Source organism: Francisella halioticida, assembly GCF_002211785.1.
GTDB lineage: Bacteria > Pseudomonadota > Gammaproteobacteria > Francisellales > Francisellaceae > Francisella > Francisella halioticida.
This window is the reverse complement of record NZ_CP022132.1, coordinates 1,859,040-1,885,765: the sequence shown is the minus strand read 5'-3', so window position 1 is coordinate 1,885,765 and position 26,726 is coordinate 1,859,040. Positions and strand designations below refer to the sequence as shown.

Here is a 26,726-nt window from a genome sequence, read left to right as displayed (position 1 = left end):
TACTTTTTTTGATTGTTTTAAGTCTGGATTATTTGAATTTAAATCTTGTTGCGTTGGTGGGGGAGATATATATTTAAATTGATCATGAGATGTTGAACATGAAGTTAGTATTGTCGTAATGGTACAAAGTCCAAGAAAAGTTATCTTTTTCATATATGTATAATTAATGAATAAATTATATATTATTAATAATAATAACAGACTTATGTATAATTTAAGTAAATTAAACTGTTTATAATTTTAAAATCTTTACGTATAATGTTGCGAACAGGCATGTGCAAAAATAAAAAAACATAAACTTTTAGGATTAATTATGCAAGATAACTCTCTTTCTCTAATTCAGTTGATATGGCATGCAAATTTTATTGTTCAGCTTATAATGATAACTTTAATTGCGATGTCAGTTTATTCTTGGGCTATAATGCTTGAAGTAAATAGTCGAGTTAAAAAGTATTGTAATGAGCAAGCCCAGTTTGATAAGTTATTTTGGGCAGGTCATCATATTCAAAAATTATATGATTATTATTTGCAGCATAAGGAAAATATTTTTGGTAAATCAATAATATTTTGTTCGGCATTAAGAGAGTTTAATAACCTTAAGGAAACAGGAGTTTTAAAAGGTGATACCATACTTGAAGGTATGGAAAGAACTGTGAGCATAGCAATTGCTCAAGAGGCTAAAGAACTAGATAAAAAGCTTCCTGCTTTGGGTACGATAGGTGCTGTTGCACCATATATTGGTTTAGTAGGTACCGTTTGGGGGATTATGTCATCGTTTAATACCCTTGGCGGTGTTGAGCAGGCTACGATATCTGTTGTTGCACCTCATATTGCAGAGGCTTTGATTGCGACTGCTTTAGGTTTATTTGTAGCTATTCCAGCGGTTATAGGACACAGTAGATTATCAAACCAGGTAGATGATGTATTATCAAGTTATGAATCATTCCAAGATGATTTATGTATCTTGCTTTTAAAAGAAGCGCATAGAGATCAAGTGCAGCACCAGAATCAAGAAAGCTAACAAAGGCTTTTAGATATGAGAAAAAGAAACAAAAAAATTTATAGAAAGAAAAGACCAATGGTACAAATTAATGTAGTTCCTTACATTGATGTTATGTTAGTACTTTTGGTTATTTTTATGATTACAACACCAATTTTAACTCAAGGTGTAAAAGTAGATCTGCCCAAATCTAGGTCAGAAAAAATACCATCTAATGATAGTAAACCAATAGTTGTTACTGTAAATAAGCAAGGAGAATACTTTATTAATCAAGGTGTTAGTAATCCAAAAGTGTCGTTAAGCTCTAGAGATCTTGCCAATGCTGTAGTAACTTTATCGCAGCAAAATCCTGGTAAACCAGTTTATGTTAGAGGTGATAGTAGTGCTAGTTATGGTGAGGTGGTAAAAGCAATGGCTCTTATCCAAAGAGCGGGCGTTGATAAAGTGGGGTTAGTCACAGAAGATGGCAAATCTTAATTACCAAAAATTATTACAATCTTTTAAGAAACAAATTGAGCAAAATCCTTTTGTGGTAAAAGCAATACTTATCCATGTAGGTATAGTTTTGGTTCTTTACATATTGTCTTATATAAGTGTATTAAAGTTTGATTCAACTTCAGCATCTTTGAATGCTGAAGTTGCAAACACCCCAAAACAAATGCAAGTTATTCAAGCTACATCAATAAGTAGTAACGAGCTTAATAGACAGATATCAAACTATGAAAATCATCAACAAGAATTGCGTCAAGCTAAGCAAAATGTTAAAGATGCTAGGCAAAAGGCTTTACAAAGACATAAAGAATTAATGAGACAAAAAGTTGAAGCAGAACGTAAAGCTCAAATTGAGGCGAAAAAGAAAGCAGCTTTAGAAGCAAAACGTAAAGTGCAAGAAAAGCAACGTAAGTTAGAGCAGCAAAAACAAGCTAAATTAGAAGTAGCACGGAAAGAAAAAGAAGATATTAAGAAGAAAGCTGAACAAGAAAAGCAACGTAAGCTAGAAGCACGCCAAGAAAAGTTAGCAAAAGCAAGGGCCCAAGCAATAGCCGCAGCTAAAAGACAGGCCGAACAGAGTCAGGCTCAAAGAGCAATTTATAGTTATATATCTGAATATCAAACTAGAGTAGGTGATAATTGGATCAAAGACCCATGCAGAGGTATCTATAATTTACCAAGAGCTATTATTAGAAATGGTAGGTTTATTAAGTTGACAGGAACTTCTGGTAGCTACATGTGTGATCAGTCATTGATTAATGCAATTAAGAATACAACTCCTCCTCAAATTTCAAATAATGCAGCAAGAAAAACTATACAAACAGAAAATATAAGTTTTATATTTAAACAAACTTAATAAGGAATAATAATGAAAAAAATCATCGTGAGCTTTTCAATATTAATTTTTTTAGTATCAAATATATATGCAGATTTAGTCGCAGAAGTAACAACAGGTATTATACAGAAACCTTTAGTCTCTGTAATGAGCAATAATGTTGTAAATCAATTTCCTCAAAATATAGATTCTATAATAGTTTCTGATTTGAATCATAATGCTAAGCTACAAGGTTCTGATACTATAAAGTATGAGATAAAGCAAAAGCAGAATGTTCCTTGGAAAAAAATTAAAGGTGACTATGTAGTTCTAACAAAATATATTAAAAATTCTTATAATAATTATACTGTAGAAGTACAAATCCTCAAAAGAAATGATACAGGCTATATTCAGTCAGTTACATATAAGAATATTAATATTTCTCTTATGAGAACGTTAGCACATAAAATTTCAAATTATGTTTATAAGAAGCTTACAGGAGAACAAGGTTTTTTCTTAACAAAGCTTGCTTATGTTAAAGTAAGTAATCCATATGCTAGATATGGAAGGGTTTATGAGCTGATTATATCTGATTATGATGGCTTTAATAAACACATGGTGCTTAGACAAACTGATAACCCTATTGCGACACCATCGTGGTCGGCAGATGGTAGAGATATTGTTTATTCAAGCTATAGTGGTGGTAGTATGGGCGTTTATGAGTTACAAATAGCTACGGGAAAAGTAACTCGTTTAACTAACTTTAAAGGAATTAATAGTTCACCATTATTCTCTCCAGATGATAGAAAGATTGCTTTAGCTTTATCTAAAAGTTATTCTGATCAGACAAATATATACATTATGAATTTAGTTACAAAAGCTCTTAAAAGATTAACTATAAATGGTATAAATACAGCGCCAAAATTTTCACCAAATGGTAGAAGTATAGTGTTTACATCAGATAGAGGTAATGGTAGACCAAACATCTATGTTGCTCCTGTGAATTCTAAATACCCTCAGTCCTCAAGATTAAGTAGTAAAATATATCAAGGGTATGAGCCAAATTATACTCCTAATGGTAAAGATATAGTATTTATGTATCAAAGATCGCGCTCAAGTGGCATTCAAATAGCAGATTTTAATTTAACTAATGGAGATATAACTACCTTGACAAAAGGTAAGTCTGATAGCTCGCCAACTGTTTCACCATATGGTAATATGATTGCATATATTTCTACAAATTCAAAAGGTTATAGCTCTTTAGATATGGTATCATTAGATGGAGATAATCAATTTAGTGTTGATGCGGCTAATAATGGTGGCATTTTGATTCAGTCGCCAAGCTGGTCGCCAAAAAACTATTAAGGGGTTTTGCTGAGGGTTTTTACTAAATTTTATACCTTTATTGCTATTGTAACATTATTGGCAGGATGTGCTTGGTATAAAGGTCCCCCATTACAAGCAAATGCAGATGCTAATCTTAGTGGCTCCTCACTCAATGAAACATCAGGGCCTAATATTTTTTAGTACACTTAAATCAGGTCAAAAGGCTGGAAGCGGGTATACTGGATTTGCTGATAATGGTGGTAATTTTGAAACCACAAGTTTTGATAATGTTGCTTAATATAAATAAATAGGAGTTGTAAACTATGAAAAAGAGTCTTTTGGGAGTTGCAATAGTAGGTTCTGTACTTATGTTAGCTAGTTGTTCTAGTACTAGACCAGATAATAGTGATTTAATCAAAGATAAGTATGCTGGAGTTGATAGTTCTCAAGCTTTACAGATGTCTTCACAAATTTATGGATCTGATAGCTTAAGTTCCGATGAAGTTGATCAAATGAAAAAAGAGCTTATGGGTATCAATTGTAGATCTGTATATTTTGGTTTTAATAGCTACGATGTTACTGGGGATGCTAAAGACTGTTTAGATAAGACAGCTTATTACTTGATAGCACATCCAAATCAGCCTATTAAGTTATCAGGTAATACTGACCCGAGAGGAAGTGAAAAGTACAACTTTAACTTAGGTCAGAAACGTGCTGAGGCTGTTTATAATTATCTATTAAACAAAGACGTAAATAAAGATCAAATATGTGTTGTTAGTTATGGTAAGTTAAAACCTGCTGCGGACCCAACTCAATTTTATGATGAGTTTAATACTAGTGACTCAGGCACTATAAGCGATACTGACAAGTATAAAGCTGAAGAAAAAGCATACTATTTAGATAGAAGAACAGAGCTTGATTTTGGTGTTAAATGTGATCAAAGTGAATCATCTGATAAATCTATTAACTAAATCTAATTTTATTCTTTGTCTATTTTTTTTAATCAAATTACTCTACAATAATCGCATAATTTTTTATTAAGTTTAATTTTTATGATTAAAATTCCTAAAATTGGTTTTGTTAGTTTAGGTTGTCCTAAAAATCTTGTTGACTCTGAGCGTATAATTACTAAATTAAAAGCAGAAGGTTATGATCTAGTTGATAGTTATAATAATGCTGATATGGTTATCGTTAATACGTGTGGTTTTCTGAATTCTGCTATTGATGAATCTTTAGAAGTTATTGGTGAAGCAATAGCTGAGAATGGTAAAGTTTTAGTAACAGGGTGCTTAGGTAATAAGGCTGATTTAATTAAAGAAAAGCATCCAGAAGTTTTGAGTATAACAGGACCTCAAGATTATGAAAATTTAATCGAGGCAGTACACACACATGCACCTATATTTGTTAATGATTTTGTATCTTTGGTACCACCGCAAGGAATCAAAATTACACCAAGACACTATTCATATCTGAAAATATCAGAAGGATGTAACAATACCTGTACTTTTTGTATTATTCCAGATATTCGTGGTAAATTAAAAAGTCGCTCGATTGATAATATTATGCGTGAAGCCGAGAAGCTTAAAAATGCAGGTGTAAAAGAATTACTCGTAATATCACAAGATACTTCTGCTTATGGTGTTGATATTAAATACAAACCTGGGGTATGGAATGATAAAAAATATCAGAGTAATATTTTAGATCTTGCGACAGCCATTGGTGATTTAGATATGTGGACGAGAATGCACTATGTATATCCGTATCCTCATGTTGATAAGATTGTACCACTTATGGCTCAAGGAAAAATACTTCCTTATTTAGACGTACCACTACAACATTCATCTCCTGAAGTTCTAAAAAGAATGAAGCGTCCGGCTCATACACAAAAAACTCTTGACAGAATCAATAAATGGCGTGATATTTGTCCAGATATAACTATTCGTAGTACTTTTATCGTTGGTTTCCCTGGTGAGACGGAAGCAGATTTTGAACACTTATTAAACTTCGCTGATAAAGCACAACTTGATAGAGTTGGTTGCTTTAAGTATTCAGAAGTAGATGGTGCAAGGGCTAACAAGTTTGATAACTTGATTTCTGAAGAAGTTAAGCAACAAAGATTAGATCAGTTTATGGGGTTACAAGCTCAAATAAGTGCCGATAAGCTTGAAGGTTTTGTTAGTACGGAACAGCAGATTATCATTGATTCGATAAACCATGAAGAAAACTATGCAATTGGTCGTACAAGGTATGATGCTCCAGAAGTAGACGGACAAGTTATAGTTGGTGATGCTGCAGAGAGAGGTCTAAAGGTAGGTGAATTTGCTAATGTTAGGATTACAGAGTCTACTGAGTATGATTTAATTGCTGACTAATTTCCTCTTATTAAACATTTTTGAATACTAAGCTTTGAGACTGTCCTAGGATAACTAAGTTATGCTATGATAGCTTTCATGAGAAGAAGTAGATTGAGGCATATAAGCAAGATAAATTAATAGAGTTATTTATAGCGGGAAGTACAGCACGAACTGTATCAGAACTAGTATGAATAAATAAGACTACAGCTAGCTATTATTTTTATATATTAAGACTGTTTATTTATGAAAACAATAAGCATTAAGAAGTGTTTGTTGGAGAGATTGAAGTAGATGAAAGTTACTTTGGTAATACTCGCGAAGGTAAAGGAGTGGATGGCAAAGTTAAGAGTGACGCACTATTGTCAATAACTGGAGAAAAAGTTAAGCTAAGCAGGGCAAGTGTATTAAAATTATTCGATTAGTTTGAATAAGAATTTTTGATCCCATTATAATACCCCATGAAATTTTAACAACAATTTTGAGAATTTAGTTCCTAAAGTAGCTAAACTATAAATGAGCAATTTAGGATAAATGTAAATGAGTAATAAGAGAAAAATATATACCGTTGAATTTAAGACTAAAGTTGTCTTGGAAGTATTGGGGAAAGATCAAACAATCACACAGTTATCAGTAAAATATAATATTACGCCCAAAAACATAAATAATTGAAAAACAGCCTTTTTAGAAAATGCTGAGTTGGCAATGGATCCATCCAAATCAGTATCACAATATAAAAAAGACAATGCAAAGCTTCAAACCAAGATAGATCAGTATTCTAAGAAGGTTGGACAACTAACAATTGAGAAGGAATTTCTTGAGGGAAAGCTCGTAAGCTTGGGATTATCTGATAGAAAAGCGATGATTGATCCTAAGCATAAATTATCTGTTGTAAAACAAAGTTTCTTATTAGAAGTTTCTAGAGCTGGTTTATATTACAAGCCTGTGGTTAACGAACATAAAGAAGAAGTAAAAGCAAAGCTTATACAGATACATGAGGAGATTCCCTGCTACGGCTATATAAAAGCTCATAAGCAATTAATAGAAGATGGGTTTAGCATCTGTGAGAACACAGTACAAAAGTATCGTAAAGAGTTAGGCAGCAAAGCTATATTGGCGGTGAAAAAACCAAACTTAAACTTATCTGAACCTAACAAAGAGCATACTATTTATAGTTACAAACTAAAAGGTTTAAGCATATTGAGACCTAATCAAGTTTGGTCTACAGATATTACATATATTAAGACTGATGCTGGCACAGTTTATATGGCAGCTATTATTGATTGGTACTCTAAGGCTGTACTAAGTTGGGAGATATCCAACACTATGGATAGTAGTTTAGTTATGAAAGTTTTAAATGAAGCTCTGTATAAATATGGAGTACCAGAAATATTTAACACTGATCAAGGTAGCCAGTACACATCTAACATTCATATCCAAACATTATTGGATAAAAAAATTACTATATCTATGGATGGTAAAGGTAGAGCAACTGATAACATTTGCATCGAAAGATTTTGGAGAAGTGCTAAATGTGAGAGATTTTATTTAAATCAATATCCTGGCATTGTTGAACTAAGAAACGATGTGGATGATTATATAGATTTTTATAATAATAGAAGATTTCATGAGTCTATCAATTATAAAAAACCTATGGAATTTTATTACGATAACTTATTGGAAAAACGGGCGGCTTAGATGGGAACTAAATAATTGAAAATATTGTTTAATTTATTGGGGTAGTATACATCTAGCTTTCATTCTTTTAGTTTTGATACCTACTTTAAGGTTATCTTATATCGAACTCAGATTAATATATGATCATTTATTTAAGAAGATCTAATGTTTTAGGCTACTATATTTGTAAGCTAATTTTCTCAATGTTTTTATTATCTAGAGATTTAATAAATAGATCATATTAACAAAATAAGCTAGTTAAATTACTATTCCTTTCTATAATAGAGATGGTAAATATTATTCATTTGCTTTATGGGATGATAAATAAGAGAATTTAGTTGTAAAGCTAAGAGTATAGAATGAGGATTAAAAATAAGGAGAATTTATTCTATATGGTTCTATAATACCGACGGAGAAAAAAGATGAAAAAATATAATTTATTTATAAATAATAAGAGCACCGTCAAGTTAACTAATTGTGGTGTAGAAAAGCACTTCCACTAAATTTTAGAAACAGTAAACCTCTTTAGCTGCTTCTTGCCATATATTCACCGCTTCATTAAATTTAGTTCTTTGCGTTTCTCTAGAATTTAAATATCTACCTACTGGCACTGCAAATAGATTTCTAACTTTACCCATGAGTGTTAATGTTCTTTGAATTCCACCAGGTGATTTAAATTTGATTAAACTCTTTTCCTTTCTACGTGTAGGTTGATGTGCATTCTCTACTCTATTATTTAGACCTTTGTGTCTTCTATGGTCTGCCTTAGTCATGTGTTTGATTGGCTTTGTATAACTCTGCAACTTATCAGTGACAATAACTCGTGGTGATGGGTAAGAACCTAATAGTCTAGTTAGAAAGCGTATAGCTGCTTTCTTATTCTTACGCTTCTGTAGAAATACATCCAACTCATTACCATTAGAGTCTACAGCTCTCCATAGTATAAACTTAACTCCATTCATTTTAATAATCATCTCATCTAGATGCCATTTGTCTGTCGGTTTAGGCTCTTTCTTTTTTATTACATCAGCAAAAGATTTACCAAATTTATTACTCCATATTCTTACTGTTTCATAACTTACTAGAATGCCTCTGTATCTGAGCATTTCTTCTATATCTCTATAACTGGTATTAAACCTATGATACATCCAAATAGCATAACCGATAATCTCTGCTGGATAACGATATCGTTTAGGTTTGTGTGTAAGCATGATTAAGAAAAATAATATGATTTTTTATAATTATACACTAGATGGATTTAGACGTAGTTAACTTGACGGTGCCCTAATTTGTTAAATTCCTATATAAATTAGGCAGATTTTAGAAAATTATATAGTATTTGAGATTCCGCTGATAGGTGGAAGAGATTACTACACATCAAAAGTCCTATTATAATTGACTAATAATGTAAAATAGTTTAAAAATTAATTAAATTTGAAGATAGTTTTATATGAAAATGAATTTTATACAAAAATATTTTGCAGTTATAGTTATCCTAAGTGTTGTATTGGCTATTTCTATACCATCTGTATTTATACCATTAAAGCCTTATATCACCTATTTATTGGCTGGAATTATGTTGATTATAGGGATACATTTAAAAGCAAAAGATTTTGTGAAAGTGGCTAGTTTAAAAGGAAAGCTATTAATTATACTGTTTCTAAAATTGATTGTGACATCTGTAGCAGCCTTTATAATAGGAAAGCTTTTAGGCTTAAATTTGATGGCATTAATAGGTTTGGTTATTGTGGGAACTTGTCCTGGAGGCACGGCTTCTGGGGTAATGGCCTTATTAGCTAGAGCAAATATATCATTGGTTGTTAGTTTAACTTTCTTAACTACTTTATTAGCTCCAATATTTATGCCATTAATTATTTATTTTTTCTTCTCAAAAAGTATCAAACTAGATTGGTTTGGTATGTTTGAAACTATGGCAATAATAGTTATTGTACCGGCACCGTCAAGTTAACTACGTCTAAATCCATCTAGTGTATAATTATAAAAAATCATATTATTTTTCTTAATCATGCTTACACACAAACCTAAACGATATCGTTATCCAGCAGAGATTATCGGTTATGCTATTTGGATGTATCATAGGTTTAATACCAGTTATAGAGATATAGAAGAAATGCTCAGATACAGAGGCATTCTAGTAAGTTATGAAACAGTAAGAATATGGAGTAATAAATTTGGTAAATCTTTTGCTGATGTAATAAAAAAGAAAGAGCCTAAACCGACAGACAAATGGCATCTAGATGAGATGATTATTAAAATGAATGGAGTTAAGTTTATACTATGGAGAGCTGTAGACTCTAATGGTAATGAGTTGGATGTATTTCTACAGAAGCGTAAGAATAAGAAAGCAGCTATACGCTTTCTAACTAGACTATTAGGTTCTTACCCATCACCACGAGTTATTGTCACTGATAAGTTGCAGAGTTATACAAAGCCAATCAAACACATGACTAAGGCAGACCATAGAAGACACAAAGGTCTAAATAATAGAGTAGAGAATGCACATCAACCTACACGTAGAAAGGAAAAGAGTTTAATCAAATTTAAATCACCTGGTGGAATTCAAAGAACATTAACACTCATGGGTAAAGTTAGAAATCTATTTGCAGTGCCAGTAGGTAGATATTTAAATTCTAGAGAAACGCAAAGAACTAAATTTAATGAAGCGGTGAATATATGGCAAGAAGCAGCTAAAGAGGTTTACTGTTTCTAAAATTTAGTGGAAGTGCTTTTCTACACCACAATTAGTTAACTTGACGGTGCTCAATAAACTTGCACATGCAAGTGAATTTATGTAGGCAAGTACACTAACTTGATTCCAAATATCTAGTGTTGGAGTATCTGGAGTTTCATATTTACCTAAAAGTAAATGTTGCTTAGAAAACCTAAAGAAATGCTCAATATTAAATCTACTTGAATATCTAGAAAATATTTCAAAACTAGTCAGCTTTCCTCTATCTTTGCCAGCTAACATCAACCACATATTTTTGTAGTATACTGGATCTCCATTGTCTTTAAAAACTTGAACTTTAACAATATCAAAACAATTCTCATGCATTGGCATGTTCCTTTTTCCATGAATAATTAAATTATTCCAACGAGTCAATTTTACAGTATATACTTTTCCTCGTGTGGTAACTATTTCACATTGTTCAGAATCAGATGGAGCTGTAGTCCATGTTGATTCATCATTTAATTTAAAAGACTCACCATATTTTTTGAGCTTATTATCACTATGATCTTGAAAAGATAAATTTCTAACAGAGTTAAGCCTGCTTAACAATAATGTATTATTATGTTCTGAGTAAACTCTATGAATACATTCCATTGAACTGTATTTTGAGTCACCAATCAGAACATTAATATCTCCTGAATTCTCTTGATTAGATATGTATTTATGGAATTGATCTAAGCCTACACTAATACCAGAATCAGCAGCAGTCACTCGCTGCAAATTAACAGGTACCACCCATTGCCCCATCTCCTGCCTAAGTATACTAAATAAGAGTATGAATGACCTATGCCAACTTTACCCGTACCATTAGTCAATCCATAAACAAATCTTCTTCTATCCATGCTTTTTGAGTTAGGCTTTAAGATTGATGTTTCATCTAGAGCATAAAAATGTATGTTGGATGAATTGTTTAATTTTATTTCATTAATCAATTTTGTTCCCACTTTACCCAATATCGATGATTGTGATTCTATCTTTAGTATCTGAGATATGCTGCTATATTGTCGAGTAAAAAATGGGGATAAAGATAGCTCAACAGCAGTTTTAGCATTTGATGATGATAAAGCATCTATTAATTCAAATGTGGTATCAGCATAAGTTTCAAAGCTATCATATAACTCTTCTCTAAATGAATTTGTATAGGCAAAATTACCAAAAGGAAAGGACATATAATGATCTATTTCAAAATTATTTACATGGAGATTATTATAATTTATTCAATGCCCAGACATCAAAAGTCCCATATAAGGATACATCTTTTTATCTTTAAAGTTATTTAAAACATAAAAACAAGTTTGGAAAGCCATAATAAATTGCTATAATGAATTTGCTAAACTATTTTAATTCATATAACAAACAATAGTACGAGGTGAAATTATGATGAAAAAGAAACTAATAACAATTGCGACATTATTAGCAACTTCTATGACAATTACGTCGTGTACGGTTGGAGCTGTTGCTGTGACAGGTTTGGTTTTAGCAAGTGTTGCAGTAGGTGCTTTAGCATATAAATGGATGGAAGACCCTACTGCTTACAATGCATATACAAAAAACAGAGAAACTGTTTTTTCAGCTGCTACACAAGTATTAAAAGAAAATAAATATACTACTACAAAACAAACAGTTGATCAGAAAAAATCTGAAATCAAAGCTGTTTCTCCAACAGGAGACTCTATTAATATTGTAGTTCAATCTGCTAAAAATAATCCTAATCAATCAGCTCTTTATATTAAAGATGATAGTAAAACTGATGCAACTATTATACTTAATAAAATTAACGATAAGCTTGCAGATTCAAAATAATACCAACAAATAGTTTTTTAGCTTTTGTTAAGAATATGCTTTTTAATCTGAATTTATAATTTAAATGATCTTATTATCTATACTTAAACCTGATAACTGAATATACAGATTTTTTCTTAATTACTTTTCTAAATTAGTCATTAAGAGATTAAAACTATATTTAGATTAAACTTTCATAATAAAAGAGTTAGGAATTTCTTCAGCGGTTGATAACCAAATGGTCTTAGTTTGTAAATATTCGTTTAATGACTCTTCACCATTTTCACGACCAATACCAGAATCTTTATAACCCCCATACGGAGCTAAAGTAGAAACGGCTCTATAAGTATTTATCCAAACAGTACCTGCTTGAATTTGGTTACTAACCCTAATAGCTCTTTGCATACTAGTTGTCCATATTCCTGATGCTAAACCATAAGTAATATCATTCGCTAATTTAACTACTTCCTCTTCATCACTAAATTTAATGACTGATAATACAGGACCAAATACTTCTTCTTGAGCTATTCTCATATCATTTTTAACATTAATGTATATTGTTGGATTAATAAATAATCCTCCTTTATCAGATGCTTTACCACCTAAAATACAAGTTGCTCCATCCTCTTTCACAACATCAAAATATTCTAAAACTTTATTATATTGCGCCCTGTTAGCCATAGGCCCCATTTCAGTTGTCTCATCCATAGGATTACCTTGTTTAATCCTTGATGCAATATTTTTTATTTTTCCACTACTTCGTCGTGAACTTCTTCATGAACAAATAATCTTGAACCTGCTATACAAGTTTGCCCTGATGCTGCAAATATACCAAAAACAGCTCCATTAACAGCATTATCAATATTTGCATCATCAAAAATTATATTTGGAGATTTTCCTCATAATTCTAAAACTACAGGCTACTAGCACTAGTGTATACTTTTTGCCCCCCCACAGGCCCTCCAGTAAATGCTACTAATGAAATTTTAGGATTTGATGCTAGGCTCTCTCCTATTTCATTACCAAAACCTGTAACAAAATTAATAACACCATCAGGAAATCCTGCTAATTTGAATAAATTTGCAAATTCTAAACATGAAGCAGAAGCTTCTTCAGAAGGCTTTATAACTATGGTATTACCAGCTGCTAAAGCAGGTCTATTTTCACAGTAGTAGTTAAAAGAGGTGAATTCCAAGGACTTATAGCTAGTATAACACCAATAGGCTCTTTTTTTGTTATTACTAAATTTTGGCTGCCATCTGAAGGTAAAACCTCTCCTTTAATATTACTAGCTAAACCTGAAAATATTTATAATTATTTACCAGTGATTTAACCTGGGCTTTCATCTCTGTAATAAGTTTACCATTATCTTTTGATTCAGTAGTTGCAAGTAAATCAATATTTTCTTCAATTAAGTCTGCTAGATTAAGTAATAATTTTGATCTTTGGAAGGCACCGTCAAGTTAACTACGTCTAAATCCATCTAGTGTATAATTATAAAAAATCATATTATTTTTCTTAATCATGCTTACACACAAACCTAAACGATATCGTTATCCAGCAGAGATTATCGGTTATGCTATTTGGATGTATCATAGGTTTAATACCAGTTATAGAGATATAGAAGAAATGCTCAGATACAGAGGCATTCTAGTAAGTTATGAAACAGTAAGAATATGGAGTAATAAATTTGGTAAATCTTTTGCTGATGTAATAAAAAAGAAAGAGCCTAAACCGACAGACAAATGGCATCTAGATGAGATGATTATTAAAATGAATGGAGTTAAGTTTATACTATGGAGAGCTGTAGACTCTAATGGTAATGAGTTGGATGTATTTCTACAGAAGCGTAAGAATAAGAAAGCAGCTATACGCTTTCTAACTAGACTATTAGGTTCTTACCCATCACCACGAGTTATTGTCACTGATAAGTTGCAGAGTTATACAAAGCCAATCAAACACATGACTAAGGCAGACCATAGAAGACACAAAGGTCTAAATAATAGAGTAGAGAATGCACATCAACCTACACGTAGAAAGGAAAAGAGTTTAATCAAATTTAAATCACCTGGTGGAATTCAAAGAACATTAACACTCATGGGTAAAGTTAGAAATCTATTTGCAGTGCCAGTAGGTAGATATTTAAATTCTAGAGAAACGCAAAGAACTAAATTTAATGAAGCGGTGAATATATGGCAAGAAGCAGCTAAAGAGGTTTACTGTTTCTAAAATTTAGTGGAAGTGCTTTTCTACACCACAATTAGTTAACTTGACGGTGCTATTGTACCAATAGTTTTAGGGATTTTGATTAGTAAATTTACTAAGCTAAGTGACTCAACTTTAAAGATAATTTCTAATATTCCAATACTTTTAATTATATTGATAGTAATGATAGTAGTAGCTTTAAATAAAGAGACTATCATGCTTGTACCAAAGAATATTATTCTAAGCGTTATAATACTTAGTGCAGTTGCTAACATTTTTGGCTATCTAATAGGAAGGATTTTAGGTTTGGATTTTGAAAGTAGGCTAGCACTACTCTTTGAGTTTAGTATATTAGATGTTGGCTTAGGGATCGTTATTGCTTTAGTCTTTTTTGGTAATCAGGCTGCTATCGCAGCAACTTTTTATGCAATTTGGCAAAATGTTATTGGACCTATAATCGTTAATTTTGTAAATATACGTCGAAATACTAAATTGAAATCTTTTTAAATATTTATTGACAAAAAAGTCTAATTTAGAATATAATATCTAAAAATATATAAAATTCATGTTTTATGGATTCTAAATTTAAAGAATATTTCAATATAGCTGAAGCTATTAGTAAGTTATTATATCCTTTTGCTGAGGTTGTGATTCATGATTTAAATAAGCAACAAATAAAGGCTATTTTTAATCCTATATCTAAGAGAGAGGTTGGTGATTCATCATATATGGATGATATAGATTTAGATGTTTATGATGAGCTTCCTAAGGTAATAGGGCCATATGAAAAGCTTAATTATGATGGCCGTAAAATCAAAAGTATAATCACTGTAATTGAAAGTGATGAAGGAGATGTTATAGGAACATTATGCATGAATTTGGATATTTCTGTCTTTGATAAATATCAAGGTTTAATAAATATCTTCTTAAAAAATAATGACTATAAAATGTCTGAGCAAAAACAGAGTTTGTTTAAAGATACATTATATGAAAAGATAAATAAATTTGTGCAGAAATATTGCATAGAGAAAATCTTATGTGTGGATAATCTTACTCGTTCTCAGAAAAAAAACCTAATTCTGGAGCTTAAAAATCAAGGTGCATTAGATGGTAAAAATGCAAGTCAGTACGTTGCAAGAGTGTTAAGTGTTAGTCGAGCAACAGTTTATAATTATCTTAAATAAATAAACTAGAGGAAAGAAAGTAATCAATGCTATTAATATTAGGAGCTATAGTTGGTTTTGTAGCAGGTTTTATATCTACGTTACTTGGGGGGGGCGCTGGCTTGGTAGCAGTACCAGCGTTTTATTATATTATAGTGCATACTTATGGCTCTAGTTTTGCTATGCAGATAGCTCTTGCAACATGTTGTGGAATGTCTATATTTCTTAGTTTGATAGCTACATATAAGCATTATCGCAAAGGTAACATACATTTAGGAAAACTAAAATATTATCTAATATATTTAGCTATAGGAGCTATTTTAGGTTCGATAATAGCAAAGTATATAAATACCGATTTATTAAAAATGATTTTTGCAATACTATTGTTTGGTAGCGGTATATGGATGATACTTCATAATGATAATAAAATTGTGAAATTACCAAGAAGTGCCAGATATGGTATATTTAGTTTTTGTGGAGTAATTAGTGTTTTGGCTAGTTCAACAACCTTTGCTACTATGTTTTTTATAAAAATAGGAACAGACATAAAAAAAGCAGTAGCTATTACTAGTGTGTGTGTATTTATTAACGCACTTATAGCTACATTTGTTCTTACTTATGGAATTAATATAAATGTTCCATCTACTTTTGGGTATTTGAATGTCCCTTTACTGATATCTTCTGGTTTACTTTCTTTGATTGGAAGCCTTTTGGCAGTTAATTATTTAGGGGTAATATCTCCTAAGCTACTTAGATCTTTGTTTATAGTTTTGATGTTTGTATCTGGCATTATTATGATTGCTTAAAAAGTTGAAAATATAAGCTTTTACTGTATACTTTATATTTCTTTGGAGAGGTGGCCGAGTGGTTGAAGGCGCACGCCTGGAAAGCGTGTATAGCTTAACGGCTATCGAGAGTTCGAATCTCTTCCTCTCCGCCATAAGTGAAAAAATATTTTTATGATGTATATTTATCCTAATCCTAATTTTAAGAATCTTTGATGATAGAAAAGAGGCTATGTTGTAACTACTTGATGTCTACAGCCCCAATTGTATTTAATGAAAAATAGGAATCTTTATTTCTATAAGTTTTCAAATAATTACAACAGAGCTTAAAAAACTATCAGGCTACAGTCCTTTATTTATAAGGATTCTTCTACTCACTGAGAATTTCTGTTAATAATATGTACCTTGGCGATAATCCCATGATAGAAAATAATCTGATAAATTTATCATAATCTTATCTATATCTAAACCTTTACGAATGACAATAGGACAGGGTGAGATTTTCCTTTGACAATTTTGGTGAGGAATTAAATTACCTTCGTTATCCACCATTGAAACCATTACTCCTTGCTCATAACGTGTATCTACAGACTTTCCTGGTTGAATCGATGCAACATAATCATCAGCACAGATTAATAAATCAGCTCCTTCTTCAATATCATAACCAACACCTGAAATCATTCCTTTATTTCCTTTTCCGGAAGGATTAGCTGAACTAGCAAAACATAATTTTCTATGTTTCTCCCATAACTGTGAAGCAATTTGTTCACTAGGTTTTCCAAATTTAATAACGAAGCAGCTCGTTGAACGTTTATCCATAATAAAATCTTTACTTTCTTCAGGGATAAGTTTTTTCGCTTCCTCTTTCCAGGGTAAAATACAACCTAATAAAATATCATCTTGCCAATGTTTTTGATAAAAACTTAAAATTTCTGGAGTCATCTCTGCTAAGCTAGTCAATTGCTCTATTGATGAACATAAGACAACACCAGGCTTATTTTTATTTCGTTTTTTGACTTGAAATTTTTTTTCTAAGCCTACTTTATCAGTTCCCATAATTATATATCCTACTTTTGTAGGGCTTACTATTATATTTTCTGTATAATACCCCATGAAATTTTAACAACAATTTTGAGAATTTAGTTCCTAAAGTAGCTAAACTATAAATGAGCAATTTAGGATAAATGTAAATGAGTAATAAGAGAAAAATATATACCGTTGAATTTAAGACTAAAGTTGTCTTGGAAGTATTGGGGAAAGATCAAACAATCACACAGTTATCAGTAAAATATAATATTACGCCCAAAAACATAAATAATTGAAAAACAGCCTTTTTAGAAAATGCTGAGTTGGCAATGGATCCATCCAAATCAGTATCACAATATAAAAAAGACAATGCAAAGCTTCAAACCAAGATAGATCAGTATTCTAAGAAGGTTGGACAACTAACAATTGAGAAGGAATTTCTTGAGGGAAAGCTCGTAAGCTTGGGATTATCTGATAGAAAAGCGATGATTGATCCTAAGCATAAATTATCTGTTGTAAAACAAAGTTTCTTATTAGAAGTTTCTAGAGCTGGTTTATATTACAAGCCTGTGGTTAACGAACATAAAGAAGAAGTAAAAGCAAAGCTTATACAGATACATGAGGAGATTCCCTGCTACGGCTATATAAAAGCTCATAAGCAATTAATAGAAGATGGGTTTAGCATCTGTGAGAACACAGTACAAAAGTATCGTAAAGAGTTAGGCAGCAAAGCTATATTGGCGGTGAAAAAACCAAACTTAAACTTATCTGAACCTAACAAAGAGCATGCTATTTATAGTTACAAACTAAAAGGTTTAAGCATATTGAGACCTAATCAAGTTTGGTCTACAGATATTACATATATTAAGACTGATGCTGGCACAGTTTATATGGCAGCTATTATTGATTGGTACTCTAAGGCTGTACTAAGTTGGGAGATATCCAACACTATGGATAGTAGTTTAGTTATGAAAGTTTTAAATGAAGCTCTGTATAAATATGGAGTACCAGAAATATTTAACACTGATCAAGGTAGCCAGTACACATCTAACATTCATATCCAAACATTATTGGATAAAAAAATTACTATATCTATGGATGGTAAAGGTAGAGCAACTGATAACATTTGCATCGAAAGATTTTGGAGAAGTGCTAAATGTGAGAGATTTTATTTAAATCAATCTGATCTACCCCGTCAATTTGGGACAGTTTACTACTTCATTTTCCATTATATATTCAAATATTGATAGTTTAGCTTCTTCTCTAGTTTTATAGCTTTCATCATGTACTAACTCTACTTTTAAAGTTCCAAAAAAACTTTCACAAGCAGCATTATCGTAACAGCATCCTTTAGAGCTCATACTTGATAGTAGCCAGGTTCTTTAATAATGTCTTGATATTGTTTGCTACAGTACTGTGACCCTTTATCAGAGTGTATAATCACACCACTAGGAAAATTTCTTCTAAAGAATGCCATATTTAAAGCATTACAAACTAAATCCGCTTTCATCTTAGAATCCATTGCCCAACCAATAACTGATCTTGAGAATAAATCTATAATCACACAAAGATACAGCCACCCCTCTTGTGTAGGTACATAAGTTATATCTGTAACCCACCTATGATTTACAGATAAAGCAGTGAAGTTTTGTTCTAATAAATTATCATAAACATGTTTGTTGTGGTTAGAATCTGTAGTTTTCTTATGCTTACGAGCCGCTTTAGCATGTAAACCAAGTAATTTCATACGTTTAGATACTCTAGGTTGAGTAACTTTCCAACCCATATCTTTAAGCTCTTTGTATATCCTAACACTTCCATATCTAGATTTATGTTCATTAAAATAGCATCATCTAGTTCAGCATCATTATATTGCCTTTTACCTATAGGTTTATGAATCCATCTGTAATATGAAGATGTGCTCACATTCAAAGATTTACATAGTGTTGTTACTGGCATAACTTTATAATGCTCCTTAATAAAGGCGTACCTTACAGATTTTGCTTTGCAAAGTACGCTGCTGCCTTTTTTAGTATTTCACGCTCTGTTTCTGCCTGTTTGAGTTTTTTCTTCAAATCAGTATTTTCAAAAGATAGTTGCTAGTACTGCGTTTTATAATCTATCTTTATTTCTTTCTGAGGGTTTGACATGGCTTTGGATATCCAACTGCAAATGGTTTTATATTTAACCCCTAAATTATCTGCTATTTCTCGTCTATTTGCATCTGGTTGTAAACATAATTTAACAGCTTCATCTTTAAACTCTTTTGTATATCTCATCTTGTCTCCTTTTCTTAACACCTAAGTGTCCCAAATAGGAGGGTATGATCACATTATTGAACTAAGAAACGATGTGGATGATTATATAGATTTTTATAATAATAGAAGATTTCATGAGTCTATCAATTATAAAAAACCTATGGAATTTTATTACGATAACTTATTGGAAAAACGGGCGGCTTAGATGGGAACTAAATAATTGAAAATATTGTTTAATTTATTGGGGTAGTATACTGGATTAATTAATTAACTGCTTGATTAAATGATGATGAATTCCATTCCACTTTTTTATTTGACATTTCCAAATTCTCAAATTAAAAACATTTATGATAGTAAGAGGATATATTATATATTTACTAAATAGTAATAATTTTATAGCATGTCATAACATATAAAACTATAACAATTATAGATAAAATCTAGAATATTTGAAATTAGCGGTCAATAGTTGCAACAGAACCATATATTATACTGTATCGAAATATGTAGTCGAGTTTTTAGATGTGTCCTTATCTTAAAAGAAATTCTTGAGATAGGATGAATTTTAGCAGTTTTAAAATTATCTTGTAATGAGTTGACTTGCTATGTTTTTGTACCTATAGCCTGAACTACTGAACCAATGCCTGTATGATAAATTCCTTCAATCACATCAAGAACAAGTTCAATTAAATGCTTAAAGTTTAGGTTTGTAAGTTCGTTAGTTATAGATTCTTTAGATTGCATTATATCTACAGAATTACCACCGCCAGTTCTATTTTTCAGTTGTTCTGGCCTATAAGCTTCAAGAAGAAATACACCTCCTACTTTTAATCCAGTCTCTATATTTTTATATAGTTGTTTTCTTACTGAAGATGATACTGGATTAAATATAGATATAATTCCATCCCACTTATTTTCTCCTAAATCATAATCAGCTAAATCAGCATGAATAAGATCTATACTAACACCCATTTTATCGGTAAGTTTTTTGGCTTTATTTAAACCGACTATAGATGAATCAACTGCAGTTACAGAGTATCCTTGTTGAGCAAGAAAAACTGCATTTCTACCTTCACCTTCAGCTAGACTAAGAACATTGCCTTTAGGAATAAAATGAACATTTGCTTCTAAAAATTCATTTGGCTTTTTTCCGTATACATACTCTTCAGTGTTGTATCTTTCATTCCACATCTTTATGCTCCAATTATATTGCTTAAGCATATATTAGTTAAAATATAATGCTTATTAGTTTGTTGATTTAATTAAGACTTTCAAAAAAATAAGCTGGCTGAGCTAAGTCTAGTGTCTATAATCTTTTAGAAAATCATTTCGACAAGCTTAAGAACTTTTTTTATTAAATCAACAGTCTTTAAGCTCAAACGATTAATAAAACCAATGTTGGATTTTAAATCTATGAAAATAGCTAATGCCACTATCACAGGCTATGAATGGATGAGAATGTTTAAAAAGGGTCAATTTAATATTTTGACTAAAATGAGAAATAAGTCTGAAGCTAGTTTTATAAATGAATTATTTGATGTCTATAGCCCTAATTGTATCTAATGAAAAGTGGGAATCTCTATTTCTATAAGTTTTCAAATAATTGCAACATGGCCAAAGAGCTAGACCAATACAACTAATCACGATAGCATATATTTTTTATTATAGCGTAGAGCTGTCATTATAAAATTAAAATGTTCAGCTGAGATTTGAGTCTTTAAGCCATGTTTTGCATATGCCCCAAAAGCAACTGATATAAATCCAAAGATTACACCTATCAATAGATTCATCCTATACTATCCTAGATATATTGAAGCAATATTATAATAAAAATTATTAATCCAGCCCAATGATTATCAGAAAAAGCTTTTATACAGTTAGTGATACCTAGCTTTTTGTAGATAAAATAATCTTTAATAAAAAAGAATGCTGCTATTAAGATCCCTAAATAGAAAATTATATTAAAATTGCAGTACAAACCAAGAACAAAAAGTAATATTAAAGAGATAAAGTTAAATAAAAATATGTATTTAAATACTTTACCACCAAATAAAACAGCAGATGATTTTAGACCTATTTTTAAATCAAACTCTCTATCAGCTAAAGCATAGACTGTATCATAGGCTATAGTCCAACATATTGTTGATAAATAGAAAATTAAAGCTTCTAAGGGTATTTTATTTTGAATGGCTGAAAAAGCCATAAATATACCAAAGTTAAAAGCTAATCCTAACATTAACTGTGGTACAGCAAAAAACCTTTTACAGAATGGATAGAGTATGGCTAAAAATAAAGCTATAAAAGATAAGAGGATAGTAAAAACATTTAAAAAAAGGACGCAAATAAAAGCAATTATGGTAAGAATTAAACAAATATAAATAGCATTTTTTACACTAAGTTTACCACTTGTTAAAGGTCTAGTACTGGTGCGTGTAACATGTTTGTCAAAATCAATATCTGCTATATCGTTAACAATGCAACCAACTGTACGCATAACTACGACACCAAGAGTAAAAATAATCCAGTATTTAATGTTTGGAATCCCATGGTCTGCTAAAACCAAAGCTGTAAGTGTTGGCCATAAAATCAGAAGTATTGGAATAGGGCGATGTAGCCGCATTAGCATAAAATATGCATTTAGCTTTTCTTTACTAAGCATAATATTGTTCCGGTAAAATTAGAAAATATTCTGTAATTAGAAGTTTAAGTTTTTTGTCATTTTTGTATATAAAAATGGAACTACGGGAGAATATCTCTTGTTTGGTGTTTCTACCAGTTTCTTGATGAAAATCTTTAGTAGATAATTGACGAATTATAAATTCATCTCTATCAAATTTTGACTTATCAAAAAGTAAATTATCGCCAATTGGTTTTGTGCCTAAGCTCTCTAACTCTTGGGTAAAATAATTATAAGTGTTTTTTGGAACAATTGTTCGAGCAAAAACAAAAGTTTTATCTGAGTTAGAAAGTGTAACTTGTCTTACAAGAGCATCATTTACACCTAGTAACCTTGCTTCTAGTGGTATTACATGAGTGATTTTTTGTGAAATTTTATCCAATTTTATGTCACCATAGAACTTAGATAAGCTAGTAACTAAATTTTTAGCATCATTAAGCCAATATTGTTTAGCTTTGTCTAAGCTATCTTTACTTATTATACTCATATCTTAGAAATACCTTAAAGTTAAGGTTTCTTATTTATTTTCGATTTGTATAATTATACACTTATAAAGTTATGAAATTAATAAAAGGATTCCAAAATGCGCCCAAGTGGTAGAAATAATGATCAATTACGTAATATAAAAGTTACGCATAATTTTACAAAACATGCTGAAGGCTCTGTTCTTGTGGAATTTGGTGATACTAAAGTTCTTTGTACAGCTTCAGTGATACCAGGTGTACCAAGATTTAAAAAAGATTCTGGAGAAGGATGGTTAACTGCTGAGTATGGTATGCTTCCACGTTCGACACATACTAGAATGGATAGAGAAGCAGCTCGCGGTAAGCAATCTGGTAGAACTCAAGAAATTCAGCGTCTAATAGGTAGAGCATTACGAGCTAGTGTTGACTTGACTAAAATAAGTGAGAATACTATTAAGGTTGATTGTGATGTAATTCAAGCAGATGGTGGAACTCGCACAGCTTCTATAACAGGAGCATCATTAGCGATAAAAGATGCTATCAAGTATATGAAAGACAAAGGTATGATAGAAGCCAACGTTAATCCACTTTTATCACAGGTGGCAGCTATTTCTGTAGGTATTTACAACAATGAACCAGTATTGGATCTTGATTATGATGAGGATTCAAATGCTGAAACTGATATGAATGTAGTAATGAATTCAAATGGAGGAATGATCGAAATTCAAGGAACAGCAGAAGGCAAATATTTCTCAGAAGAAGAATTTGCAAAAATGTTAGGCCTTGCTAAAAAAGGTATTAAAGAGATATTTGAGTTAATATTCTAAAAAAATAATTTTCTAAATATTTTTTATATAAGAATTTATTTTTACTAGTAAATCAAAATCTTTTGATTTTAATTCAAATAAGAAGTCTTGTAGAGGCTCACTTTTTGCAAAAAGTAGTCGCTGCTCTATTTGCTTAATTTGTTCTTTTAGAGTTTCTCTTTGTTGATATAAATCTTTAAGTTCTTTGTTTGTGTTCTGGAAGAAGTCTTGAATATTATCTTCTTTTTTAGCTTGCAGCTTAGTTTTAAGATTAGAACTAATATTCGATATTCTAGCTGTAGATAGTTTTTTTCTACCTAATGAAAGTTTTTTACGTGGTTGTTGATCTGACATTTATTTCACTTATTTTGCGTTAAATTTTCTTTTTAGAATTATAGCTCTGAATGAGATTTCCTGATTATTATAATATATTTATCAAAAAAAATGTAGATTTAACGAGTTGTGAATGTTAAAAGATGTGATTTTTTGATATTTATGTTTATTATGACTTAACTCCAATTGATGCTAGTCTTTTTTCTATGGAAGGGTGAGTAGAGAAAAAATCTGACATATCACCACCATTAATACCCGCACTTAGCGGATCAAATATATAAGAAGCACGGCGAAGATTTTCATTTTTGTTGTGTTTATAACCATATTGAGCCTCTTGTGTATTACTATCATTTGCGATTTTTATCAAAGCATTTGCCATAGGCATATTCGTACGCATTAATTCAACTGCTCCAGCATCAGCCATATACTCTCGAGTTCGGCTTAAGAATAGCATCATAAATATTGTAAATATCTGTAACGCATATCTTAAAACAATAATTATGATGAAAAAAACTGCAGCATTATTATTACGATTGTTATTACTACGATTGTTACCTGAGAAAAGGGCTGAATAGAATAAGAAATCCATAATAATTAACATCATATTTGATAAAACCATTGTAAATAGGTTTAGCTTAATATCTTGATTACGGATATGTGTTAGCTCATGTGCCATTACTGCTTGGAGTTCATCGCGGTTTAGAGCATTTGCAAGCTTTGTTGTAATAGCGACCATTGCAGATTTTTCAGAATATCCTGATGCGAAAGCGTTCATATAGTTAGCATCAATTAAAAATACCTTAGGCATATAACGCATTCCAGCAGCAACTTTCATTTCTTCAACAACATTGTAAACTTTTTTTGCTAAGGGATCTTGATTATCAGCATTAATCTCATGATATTCTGTACCAGAGAGCATGATTTTGTCATACATCTTAAAAGTTACAAAAACCCATATTATAGCAATTACTGATATTATCATAGTAGCATATGGAGGTATTTTGAAGGTTACTAGCCACATAAATACTTGGCTAATCGGCAACTGCTTACCAGTATGTGAGTAGTAATAATTTGCAAGCTCACCGTAACGCCAAAAAGTATCAACAAAAATTCCTAGTAAAAAAAACACAACTAAGAATGTTGCTATTACAAAATAGGTTCGACGAGTATTTTTGCGAACAACATCTCGCCAATTTACTGAGCCATATTGAAGATTATCAGTATTTGACATTTTATAGTTCCACTCGAGAGTCTTCTAATTGCTGTTTTTTTTCTTCGGAGATATTCCAGTAAATAAAATTTTCATTTAGTTTTTTGAAAAAATTAACCATAATGCCAGCGAAGAAAGATTTCTTGTGGGCATTATATCTTTCTATTGAATCATTAAGAGCTTGCTTGGCAAAAGCCAGTTTATTCTCAGTAGATGTGATTTCTTCTTGCAGTTGAATTACATTTTGATTCGCTTTTAGCTCTGGATAATTTTCAAACTGAACACTTATGCCTTTTGCTAGGTCAGATATTTTGTTTTCAGCACTAATTCTTGTTTGAGTATCTCCTTGTTCTTTTGCAATATTGGCTTTACTTCTTAGAGCTACTACTTGCTTTAAGGTAGTTTGCTCATAATCCATATATTTTTTTACAACATTAACTAAAGAGTCAAAAACTTTAGCTCTACGATCCAGTTGAACATCTATTTGTTTTTCTGAATTTTTGACAGTTTCTATTTCAGCTATTAGTTTGTTGTACGTCATTACTATATATACTGCAATTATTGCAATAATAATTAGTAGAATTATTCCAAATGACATTTTTCTCTCCTTCTTATGGGTTATCTAAATATAAAGATGGTACGAAATAATTATTTTTCAAGCTTATTTTATATTTTCCTCTATGAAATTACAGAAACTCTTTGTTAAGGCTGTATTGTATTTTTTCTTATGTAATAGTTTATATAAGTTACGTCTGAGATCAAGATCTTGTATTTTAAGTGTTTTATATTTATTAGTATCCTCAGAATGATTTGTTATTATTTCAGATTAGCACGCTAAACAGTCACTGTGAGCAACATACTGCTTTATTGCCTCTGAGTTACTTAAGGTAATTGCTTTTTTTATACTCGACGTATTCTCTTTAAGAGCATTAAAAAAAATATCAAAAGTACCAGAGCCTTGCTCTCTAGTAGCCCACTCATACTTTAGAAGATCTTTTATCTTTATATTTTTCTTAGCATGTAATGGGTGGTTAGGTCGGCAAATAATCTTCAAATCGTCTTTTTTCCATAGATTAGCTTCTATATTTTGATTATCACATTCACCTTCTATAAAAGCGACATCACAGCTTAAAGACTCAACATGATTAATAATTTCTTTAGTATTGCTAGATATTATTTCAAAGTTTGTATTTGGGTGGATTTTTCTAAATGTAGCTACATACTTAGGAAGTATATAGTTTGCTATTGTTGTACTAGCACCTATAGTTATTTTTCCTGATAATTCAGAATCATTATCACTGAAAGTTTCAAACTCTTGAACCTCATCTAATATCTTTATAGCCTTGGCTAGAAGATTTTACCATTAGCGTTTAGCTTCATCAGTTTGCCAACACGATCAAACAAAGTTGTATCAAGCATATTTTCAAGTTGAGATAGTGACATACTTGCAGCAGCTTGAGAGATAAAGCATTTTTATGCTCCAGCACTAATTGACTCTGCTCTGGCAGTATGAACAAAAACTTGAAGTTGCTTTAATGTGATTCGCATATAAACTTTAGTTAAACTTATATTTCTAGATTGTATTATAAGATTTTCTGATATGCA

Annotated in this window: 31 protein-coding genes, 1 tRNA gene and 8 pseudogenes; 22 read left to right on the top strand and 18 right to left on the bottom strand. The window is 31.1% G+C overall.

Annotation, left to right across the window (positions count from 1 at the left end):
• The first annotated feature begins 313 nt into the window (after nucleotides 1–313).
• The 10 genes and pseudogenes from tolQ (at nucleotide 314) to CDV26_RS10010 (ending at nucleotide 7,681) form a co-directional block, all read left to right on the top strand.
• Entirely contained in the window at nucleotides 314–1,021 is a 708-nt protein-coding gene (gene tolQ / locus CDV26_RS10050) for a protein TolQ (protein ID WP_088773156.1), read from the top strand.
• 15 nt (nucleotides 1,022–1,036) lie between these two features.
• Nucleotides 1,037–1,477 (top strand): protein TolR, encoded by a 441-nt coding sequence (gene tolR / locus CDV26_RS10045; protein WP_088773155.1) that lies wholly within the window; start codon nucleotides 1,037–1,039, stop codon nucleotides 1,475–1,477.
• A complete protein-coding gene (locus CDV26_RS10040; RefSeq protein ID WP_088773154.1) occupies nucleotides 1,464–2,348 on the top strand; it encodes a cell envelope integrity TolA family protein in 885 nt (294 codons plus the stop codon). The genes tolR and CDV26_RS10040 overlap by 14 nt, the downstream gene beginning before the upstream one ends.
• A 12-nt stretch (nucleotides 2,349–2,360) precedes the next feature.
• Nucleotides 2,361–3,671, top strand: a complete 1,311-nt coding sequence (locus tag CDV26_RS10035) for a PD40 domain-containing protein (protein ID WP_088773153.1) — start codon at nucleotides 2,361–2,363, stop codon at nucleotides 3,669–3,671.
• 9 nt (nucleotides 3,672–3,680) lie between these two features.
• Nucleotides 3,681–3,930: pseudogene (locus CDV26_RS13880) on the top strand (hypothetical protein).
• A 25-nt stretch (nucleotides 3,931–3,955) separates the two neighbouring features.
• Nucleotides 3,956–4,603: an OmpA family protein gene (locus CDV26_RS10025; protein WP_088773152.1), complete on the top strand. Its 648-nt coding sequence runs from the start codon at nucleotides 3,956–3,958 to the stop codon at nucleotides 4,601–4,603.
• A gap of 81 nt (nucleotides 4,604–4,684) precedes the next feature.
• Nucleotides 4,685–6,004, top strand: coding sequence for a 30S ribosomal protein S12 methylthiotransferase RimO (gene rimO / locus CDV26_RS10020; protein ID WP_088773151.1), 1,320 nt, complete (start codon nucleotides 4,685–4,687; stop codon nucleotides 6,002–6,004).
• Nucleotides 6,005–6,082: 78 nt separating this feature from the next.
• Nucleotides 6,083–6,363 (top strand): annotated as a pseudogene (locus tag CDV26_RS12565) (IS1595 family transposase); the annotation flags it as partial.
• A 160-nt stretch (nucleotides 6,364–6,523) separates the two neighbouring features.
• Nucleotides 6,524–6,655 (top strand): transposase, encoded by a 132-nt coding sequence (locus CDV26_RS13695; protein WP_169709695.1) that lies wholly within the window; start codon nucleotides 6,524–6,526, stop codon nucleotides 6,653–6,655.
• Nucleotides 6,656–6,688: 33 nt separating this feature from the next.
• Entirely contained in the window at nucleotides 6,689–7,681 is a 993-nt protein-coding gene (locus CDV26_RS10010) for an IS3 family transposase (RefSeq protein ID WP_088773150.1), read from the top strand.
• 485 nt (nucleotides 7,682–8,166) lie between these two features.
• On the opposite strand, the gene CDV26_RS10005 is transcribed toward CDV26_RS10010, so the two are convergent.
• A complete protein-coding gene (locus CDV26_RS10005) occupies nucleotides 8,167–8,871 on the bottom strand; it encodes an IS6 family transposase (protein ID WP_157671597.1) in 705 nt (234 codons plus the stop codon).
• Nucleotides 8,872–9,116: 245 nt separating this feature from the next.
• Here CDV26_RS10005 and CDV26_RS10000 point away from each other — a divergent pair.
• Together CDV26_RS10000 and CDV26_RS09995 are read left to right on the top strand one after the other, a co-directional pair.
• Nucleotides 9,117–9,614, top strand: a pseudogene (locus CDV26_RS10000) (bile acid:sodium symporter family protein); the annotation flags it as partial.
• A 72-nt stretch (nucleotides 9,615–9,686) separates the two neighbouring features.
• On the top strand, nucleotides 9,687–10,391 hold the full coding sequence (locus tag CDV26_RS09995; RefSeq protein WP_157671597.1) for an IS6 family transposase: 705 nt from the start codon (nucleotides 9,687–9,689) through the stop codon (nucleotides 10,389–10,391).
• 3 nt (nucleotides 10,392–10,394) lie between these two features.
• On the opposite strand, the gene CDV26_RS09990 is transcribed toward CDV26_RS09995, so the two are convergent.
• Both CDV26_RS09990 and CDV26_RS09985 read right to left on the bottom strand, forming a co-directional pair.
• Entirely contained in the window at nucleotides 10,395–11,159 is a 765-nt protein-coding gene (locus CDV26_RS09990) for a hypothetical protein (protein WP_157671601.1), read from the bottom strand.
• The gene (locus CDV26_RS09985) at nucleotides 11,120–11,581 is read right to left on the bottom strand and encodes a hypothetical protein (RefSeq protein ID WP_088771607.1); all 462 of its coding nucleotides are present in this window, start codon (nucleotides 11,579–11,581) and stop codon (nucleotides 11,120–11,122) included. The genes CDV26_RS09990 and CDV26_RS09985 overlap by 40 nt, the downstream gene beginning before the upstream one ends.
• Before the next feature lie 211 nt (nucleotides 11,582–11,792).
• Here CDV26_RS09985 and CDV26_RS09980 point away from each other — a divergent pair, with 211 nt between their 5' ends.
• Nucleotides 11,793–12,215 carry a DUF3568 family protein gene (locus CDV26_RS09980; protein WP_157671599.1) on the top strand — a complete coding sequence of 141 codons (423 nt, stop codon included), beginning with the start codon at nucleotides 11,793–11,795 and terminating at the stop codon, nucleotides 12,213–12,215.
• Between the two features lie 165 nt (nucleotides 12,216–12,380).
• Here the strand turns inward: CDV26_RS09980 and CDV26_RS13690 are convergent.
• Nucleotides 12,381–13,057 (bottom strand): annotated as a pseudogene (locus CDV26_RS13690) (aldehyde dehydrogenase family protein).
• Between the two features lie 50 nt (nucleotides 13,058–13,107).
• A pseudogene (locus CDV26_RS14080) lies at nucleotides 13,108–13,594 on the bottom strand (aldehyde dehydrogenase family protein).
• 124 nt (nucleotides 13,595–13,718) lie between these two features.
• On the opposite strand from CDV26_RS14080, the gene CDV26_RS09960 reads away from it, so the two are divergent.
• From CDV26_RS09960 to CDV26_RS09940, 5 genes and pseudogenes are all read left to right on the top strand, one after another.
• Entirely contained in the window at nucleotides 13,719–14,423 is a 705-nt protein-coding gene (locus CDV26_RS09960) for an IS6 family transposase (protein ID WP_157671597.1), read from the top strand.
• A gap of 51 nt (nucleotides 14,424–14,474) precedes the next feature.
• Nucleotides 14,475–14,906 (top strand): annotated as a pseudogene (locus tag CDV26_RS09955) (bile acid:sodium symporter family protein); the annotation flags it as partial.
• A 65-nt stretch (nucleotides 14,907–14,971) separates the two neighbouring features.
• Nucleotides 14,972–15,583 carry a helix-turn-helix transcriptional regulator gene (locus tag CDV26_RS09950; RefSeq protein WP_088773145.1) on the top strand — a complete coding sequence of 204 codons (612 nt, stop codon included), beginning with the start codon at nucleotides 14,972–14,974 and terminating at the stop codon, nucleotides 15,581–15,583.
• A gap of 26 nt (nucleotides 15,584–15,609) precedes the next feature.
• On the top strand, nucleotides 15,610–16,368 hold the full coding sequence (locus CDV26_RS09945) for a sulfite exporter TauE/SafE family protein (RefSeq protein WP_088773144.1): 759 nt from the start codon (nucleotides 15,610–15,612) through the stop codon (nucleotides 16,366–16,368).
• 44 nt (nucleotides 16,369–16,412) lie between these two features.
• Nucleotides 16,413–16,502 (top strand) — tRNA-Ser (locus tag CDV26_RS09940).
• Nucleotides 16,503–16,737: 235 nt separating this feature from the next.
• Here CDV26_RS09940 and CDV26_RS09935 read toward each other — a convergent pair.
• Complete coding sequence (locus CDV26_RS09935; RefSeq protein ID WP_245806440.1) at nucleotides 16,738–17,403, bottom strand: L-threonylcarbamoyladenylate synthase; 666 nt, start codon at nucleotides 17,401–17,403, stop codon at nucleotides 16,738–16,740.
• Nucleotides 17,404–17,537: 134 nt separating this feature from the next.
• On the opposite strand from CDV26_RS09935, the gene CDV26_RS13680 reads away from it, so the two are divergent.
• The gene (locus CDV26_RS13680) at nucleotides 17,538–17,669 is read left to right on the top strand and encodes a transposase (RefSeq protein ID WP_169709695.1); all 132 of its coding nucleotides are present in this window, start codon (nucleotides 17,538–17,540) and stop codon (nucleotides 17,667–17,669) included.
• A 33-nt stretch (nucleotides 17,670–17,702) separates the two neighbouring features.
• Nucleotides 17,703–18,620, top strand: coding sequence for an IS3 family transposase (locus tag CDV26_RS09930; RefSeq protein ID WP_088773142.1), 918 nt, complete (start codon nucleotides 17,703–17,705; stop codon nucleotides 18,618–18,620).
• Here the strand turns inward: CDV26_RS09930 and CDV26_RS09925 are convergent.
• The 4 genes from CDV26_RS09925 to CDV26_RS09915 all read right to left on the bottom strand — a co-directional run bounded on the left by CDV26_RS09925 (nucleotide 18,561) and on the right by CDV26_RS09915 (nucleotide 19,673).
• A complete protein-coding gene (locus CDV26_RS09925) occupies nucleotides 18,561–18,734 on the bottom strand; it encodes an IS3 family transposase (protein ID WP_088773141.1) in 174 nt (57 codons plus the stop codon). The two genes, CDV26_RS09930 and CDV26_RS09925, sit on opposite strands and share 60 nt — an antisense overlap.
• Nucleotides 18,731–19,159: an IS3 family transposase gene (locus CDV26_RS09920; RefSeq protein ID WP_088773496.1), complete on the bottom strand. Its 429-nt coding sequence runs from the start codon at nucleotides 19,157–19,159 to the stop codon at nucleotides 18,731–18,733. Before CDV26_RS09920 ends, CDV26_RS09925 begins: the two co-directional genes overlap by 4 nt.
• Nucleotides 19,117–19,332, bottom strand: a complete 216-nt coding sequence (locus CDV26_RS12270; RefSeq protein WP_088771820.1) for a hypothetical protein — start codon at nucleotides 19,330–19,332, stop codon at nucleotides 19,117–19,119. The genes CDV26_RS09920 and CDV26_RS12270 overlap by 43 nt, the downstream gene beginning before the upstream one ends.
• A 140-nt stretch (nucleotides 19,333–19,472) precedes the next feature.
• Nucleotides 19,473–19,673, bottom strand: coding sequence for a transposase (locus CDV26_RS09915; RefSeq protein WP_157671595.1), 201 nt, complete (start codon nucleotides 19,671–19,673; stop codon nucleotides 19,473–19,475).
• 4 nt (nucleotides 19,674–19,677) lie between these two features.
• Between CDV26_RS09915 and CDV26_RS12265 the strand changes: the two genes are divergently transcribed.
• Nucleotides 19,678–19,836 carry an IS3 family transposase gene (locus CDV26_RS12265; protein WP_157671593.1) on the top strand — a complete coding sequence of 53 codons (159 nt, stop codon included), beginning with the start codon at nucleotides 19,678–19,680 and terminating at the stop codon, nucleotides 19,834–19,836.
• Between the two features lie 398 nt (nucleotides 19,837–20,234).
• On the opposite strand, the gene CDV26_RS09910 is transcribed toward CDV26_RS12265, so the two are convergent.
• From CDV26_RS09910 to CDV26_RS09895, 4 genes and pseudogenes are all read right to left on the bottom strand, one after another.
• Entirely contained in the window at nucleotides 20,235–20,822 is a 588-nt protein-coding gene (locus CDV26_RS09910) for a class I SAM-dependent methyltransferase (RefSeq protein WP_088773139.1), read from the bottom strand.
• 426 nt (nucleotides 20,823–21,248) lie between these two features.
• A pseudogene (locus CDV26_RS09905) lies at nucleotides 21,249–21,421 on the bottom strand (DUF423 domain-containing protein); the annotation flags it as partial.
• 11 nt (nucleotides 21,422–21,432) lie between these two features.
• Nucleotides 21,433–22,290, bottom strand: coding sequence for a 4-hydroxybenzoate octaprenyltransferase (ubiA, locus tag CDV26_RS09900; RefSeq protein ID WP_088773138.1), 858 nt, complete (start codon nucleotides 22,288–22,290; stop codon nucleotides 21,433–21,435).
• Nucleotides 22,283–22,795 carry a chorismate--pyruvate lyase family protein gene (locus CDV26_RS09895; protein WP_088773137.1) on the bottom strand — a complete coding sequence of 171 codons (513 nt, stop codon included), beginning with the start codon at nucleotides 22,793–22,795 and terminating at the stop codon, nucleotides 22,283–22,285. The genes ubiA and CDV26_RS09895 overlap by 8 nt, the downstream gene beginning before the upstream one ends.
• A 96-nt stretch (nucleotides 22,796–22,891) precedes the next feature.
• Between CDV26_RS09895 and rph the strand changes: the two genes are divergently transcribed.
• Nucleotides 22,892–23,599, top strand: coding sequence for a ribonuclease PH (gene rph / locus CDV26_RS09890; RefSeq protein ID WP_088773136.1), 708 nt, complete (start codon nucleotides 22,892–22,894; stop codon nucleotides 23,597–23,599).
• 12 nt (nucleotides 23,600–23,611) lie between these two features.
• Here the strand turns inward: rph and CDV26_RS09885 are convergent, their stop codons facing one another.
• The 4 genes and pseudogenes from CDV26_RS09885 to CDV26_RS09870 all read right to left on the bottom strand — a co-directional run bounded on the left by CDV26_RS09885 (nucleotide 23,612) and on the right by CDV26_RS09870 (nucleotide 26,669).
• Nucleotides 23,612–23,932 carry a hypothetical protein gene (locus tag CDV26_RS09885; protein WP_088773135.1) on the bottom strand — a complete coding sequence of 107 codons (321 nt, stop codon included), beginning with the start codon at nucleotides 23,930–23,932 and terminating at the stop codon, nucleotides 23,612–23,614.
• Between the two features lie 148 nt (nucleotides 23,933–24,080).
• Nucleotides 24,081–25,142: a zinc metalloprotease HtpX gene (gene htpX, locus CDV26_RS09880; protein WP_088773134.1), complete on the bottom strand. Its 1,062-nt coding sequence runs from the start codon at nucleotides 25,140–25,142 to the stop codon at nucleotides 24,081–24,083.
• Nucleotide 25,143: 1 nt separating this feature from the next.
• On the bottom strand, nucleotides 25,144–25,719 hold the full coding sequence (locus CDV26_RS09875; RefSeq protein WP_088773133.1) for a LemA family protein: 576 nt from the start codon (nucleotides 25,717–25,719) through the stop codon (nucleotides 25,144–25,146).
• A 63-nt stretch (nucleotides 25,720–25,782) separates the two neighbouring features.
• A pseudogene (locus CDV26_RS09870) lies at nucleotides 25,783–26,669 on the bottom strand (LysR family transcriptional regulator).
• Nucleotides 26,670–26,726 lie beyond the last annotated feature (57 nt).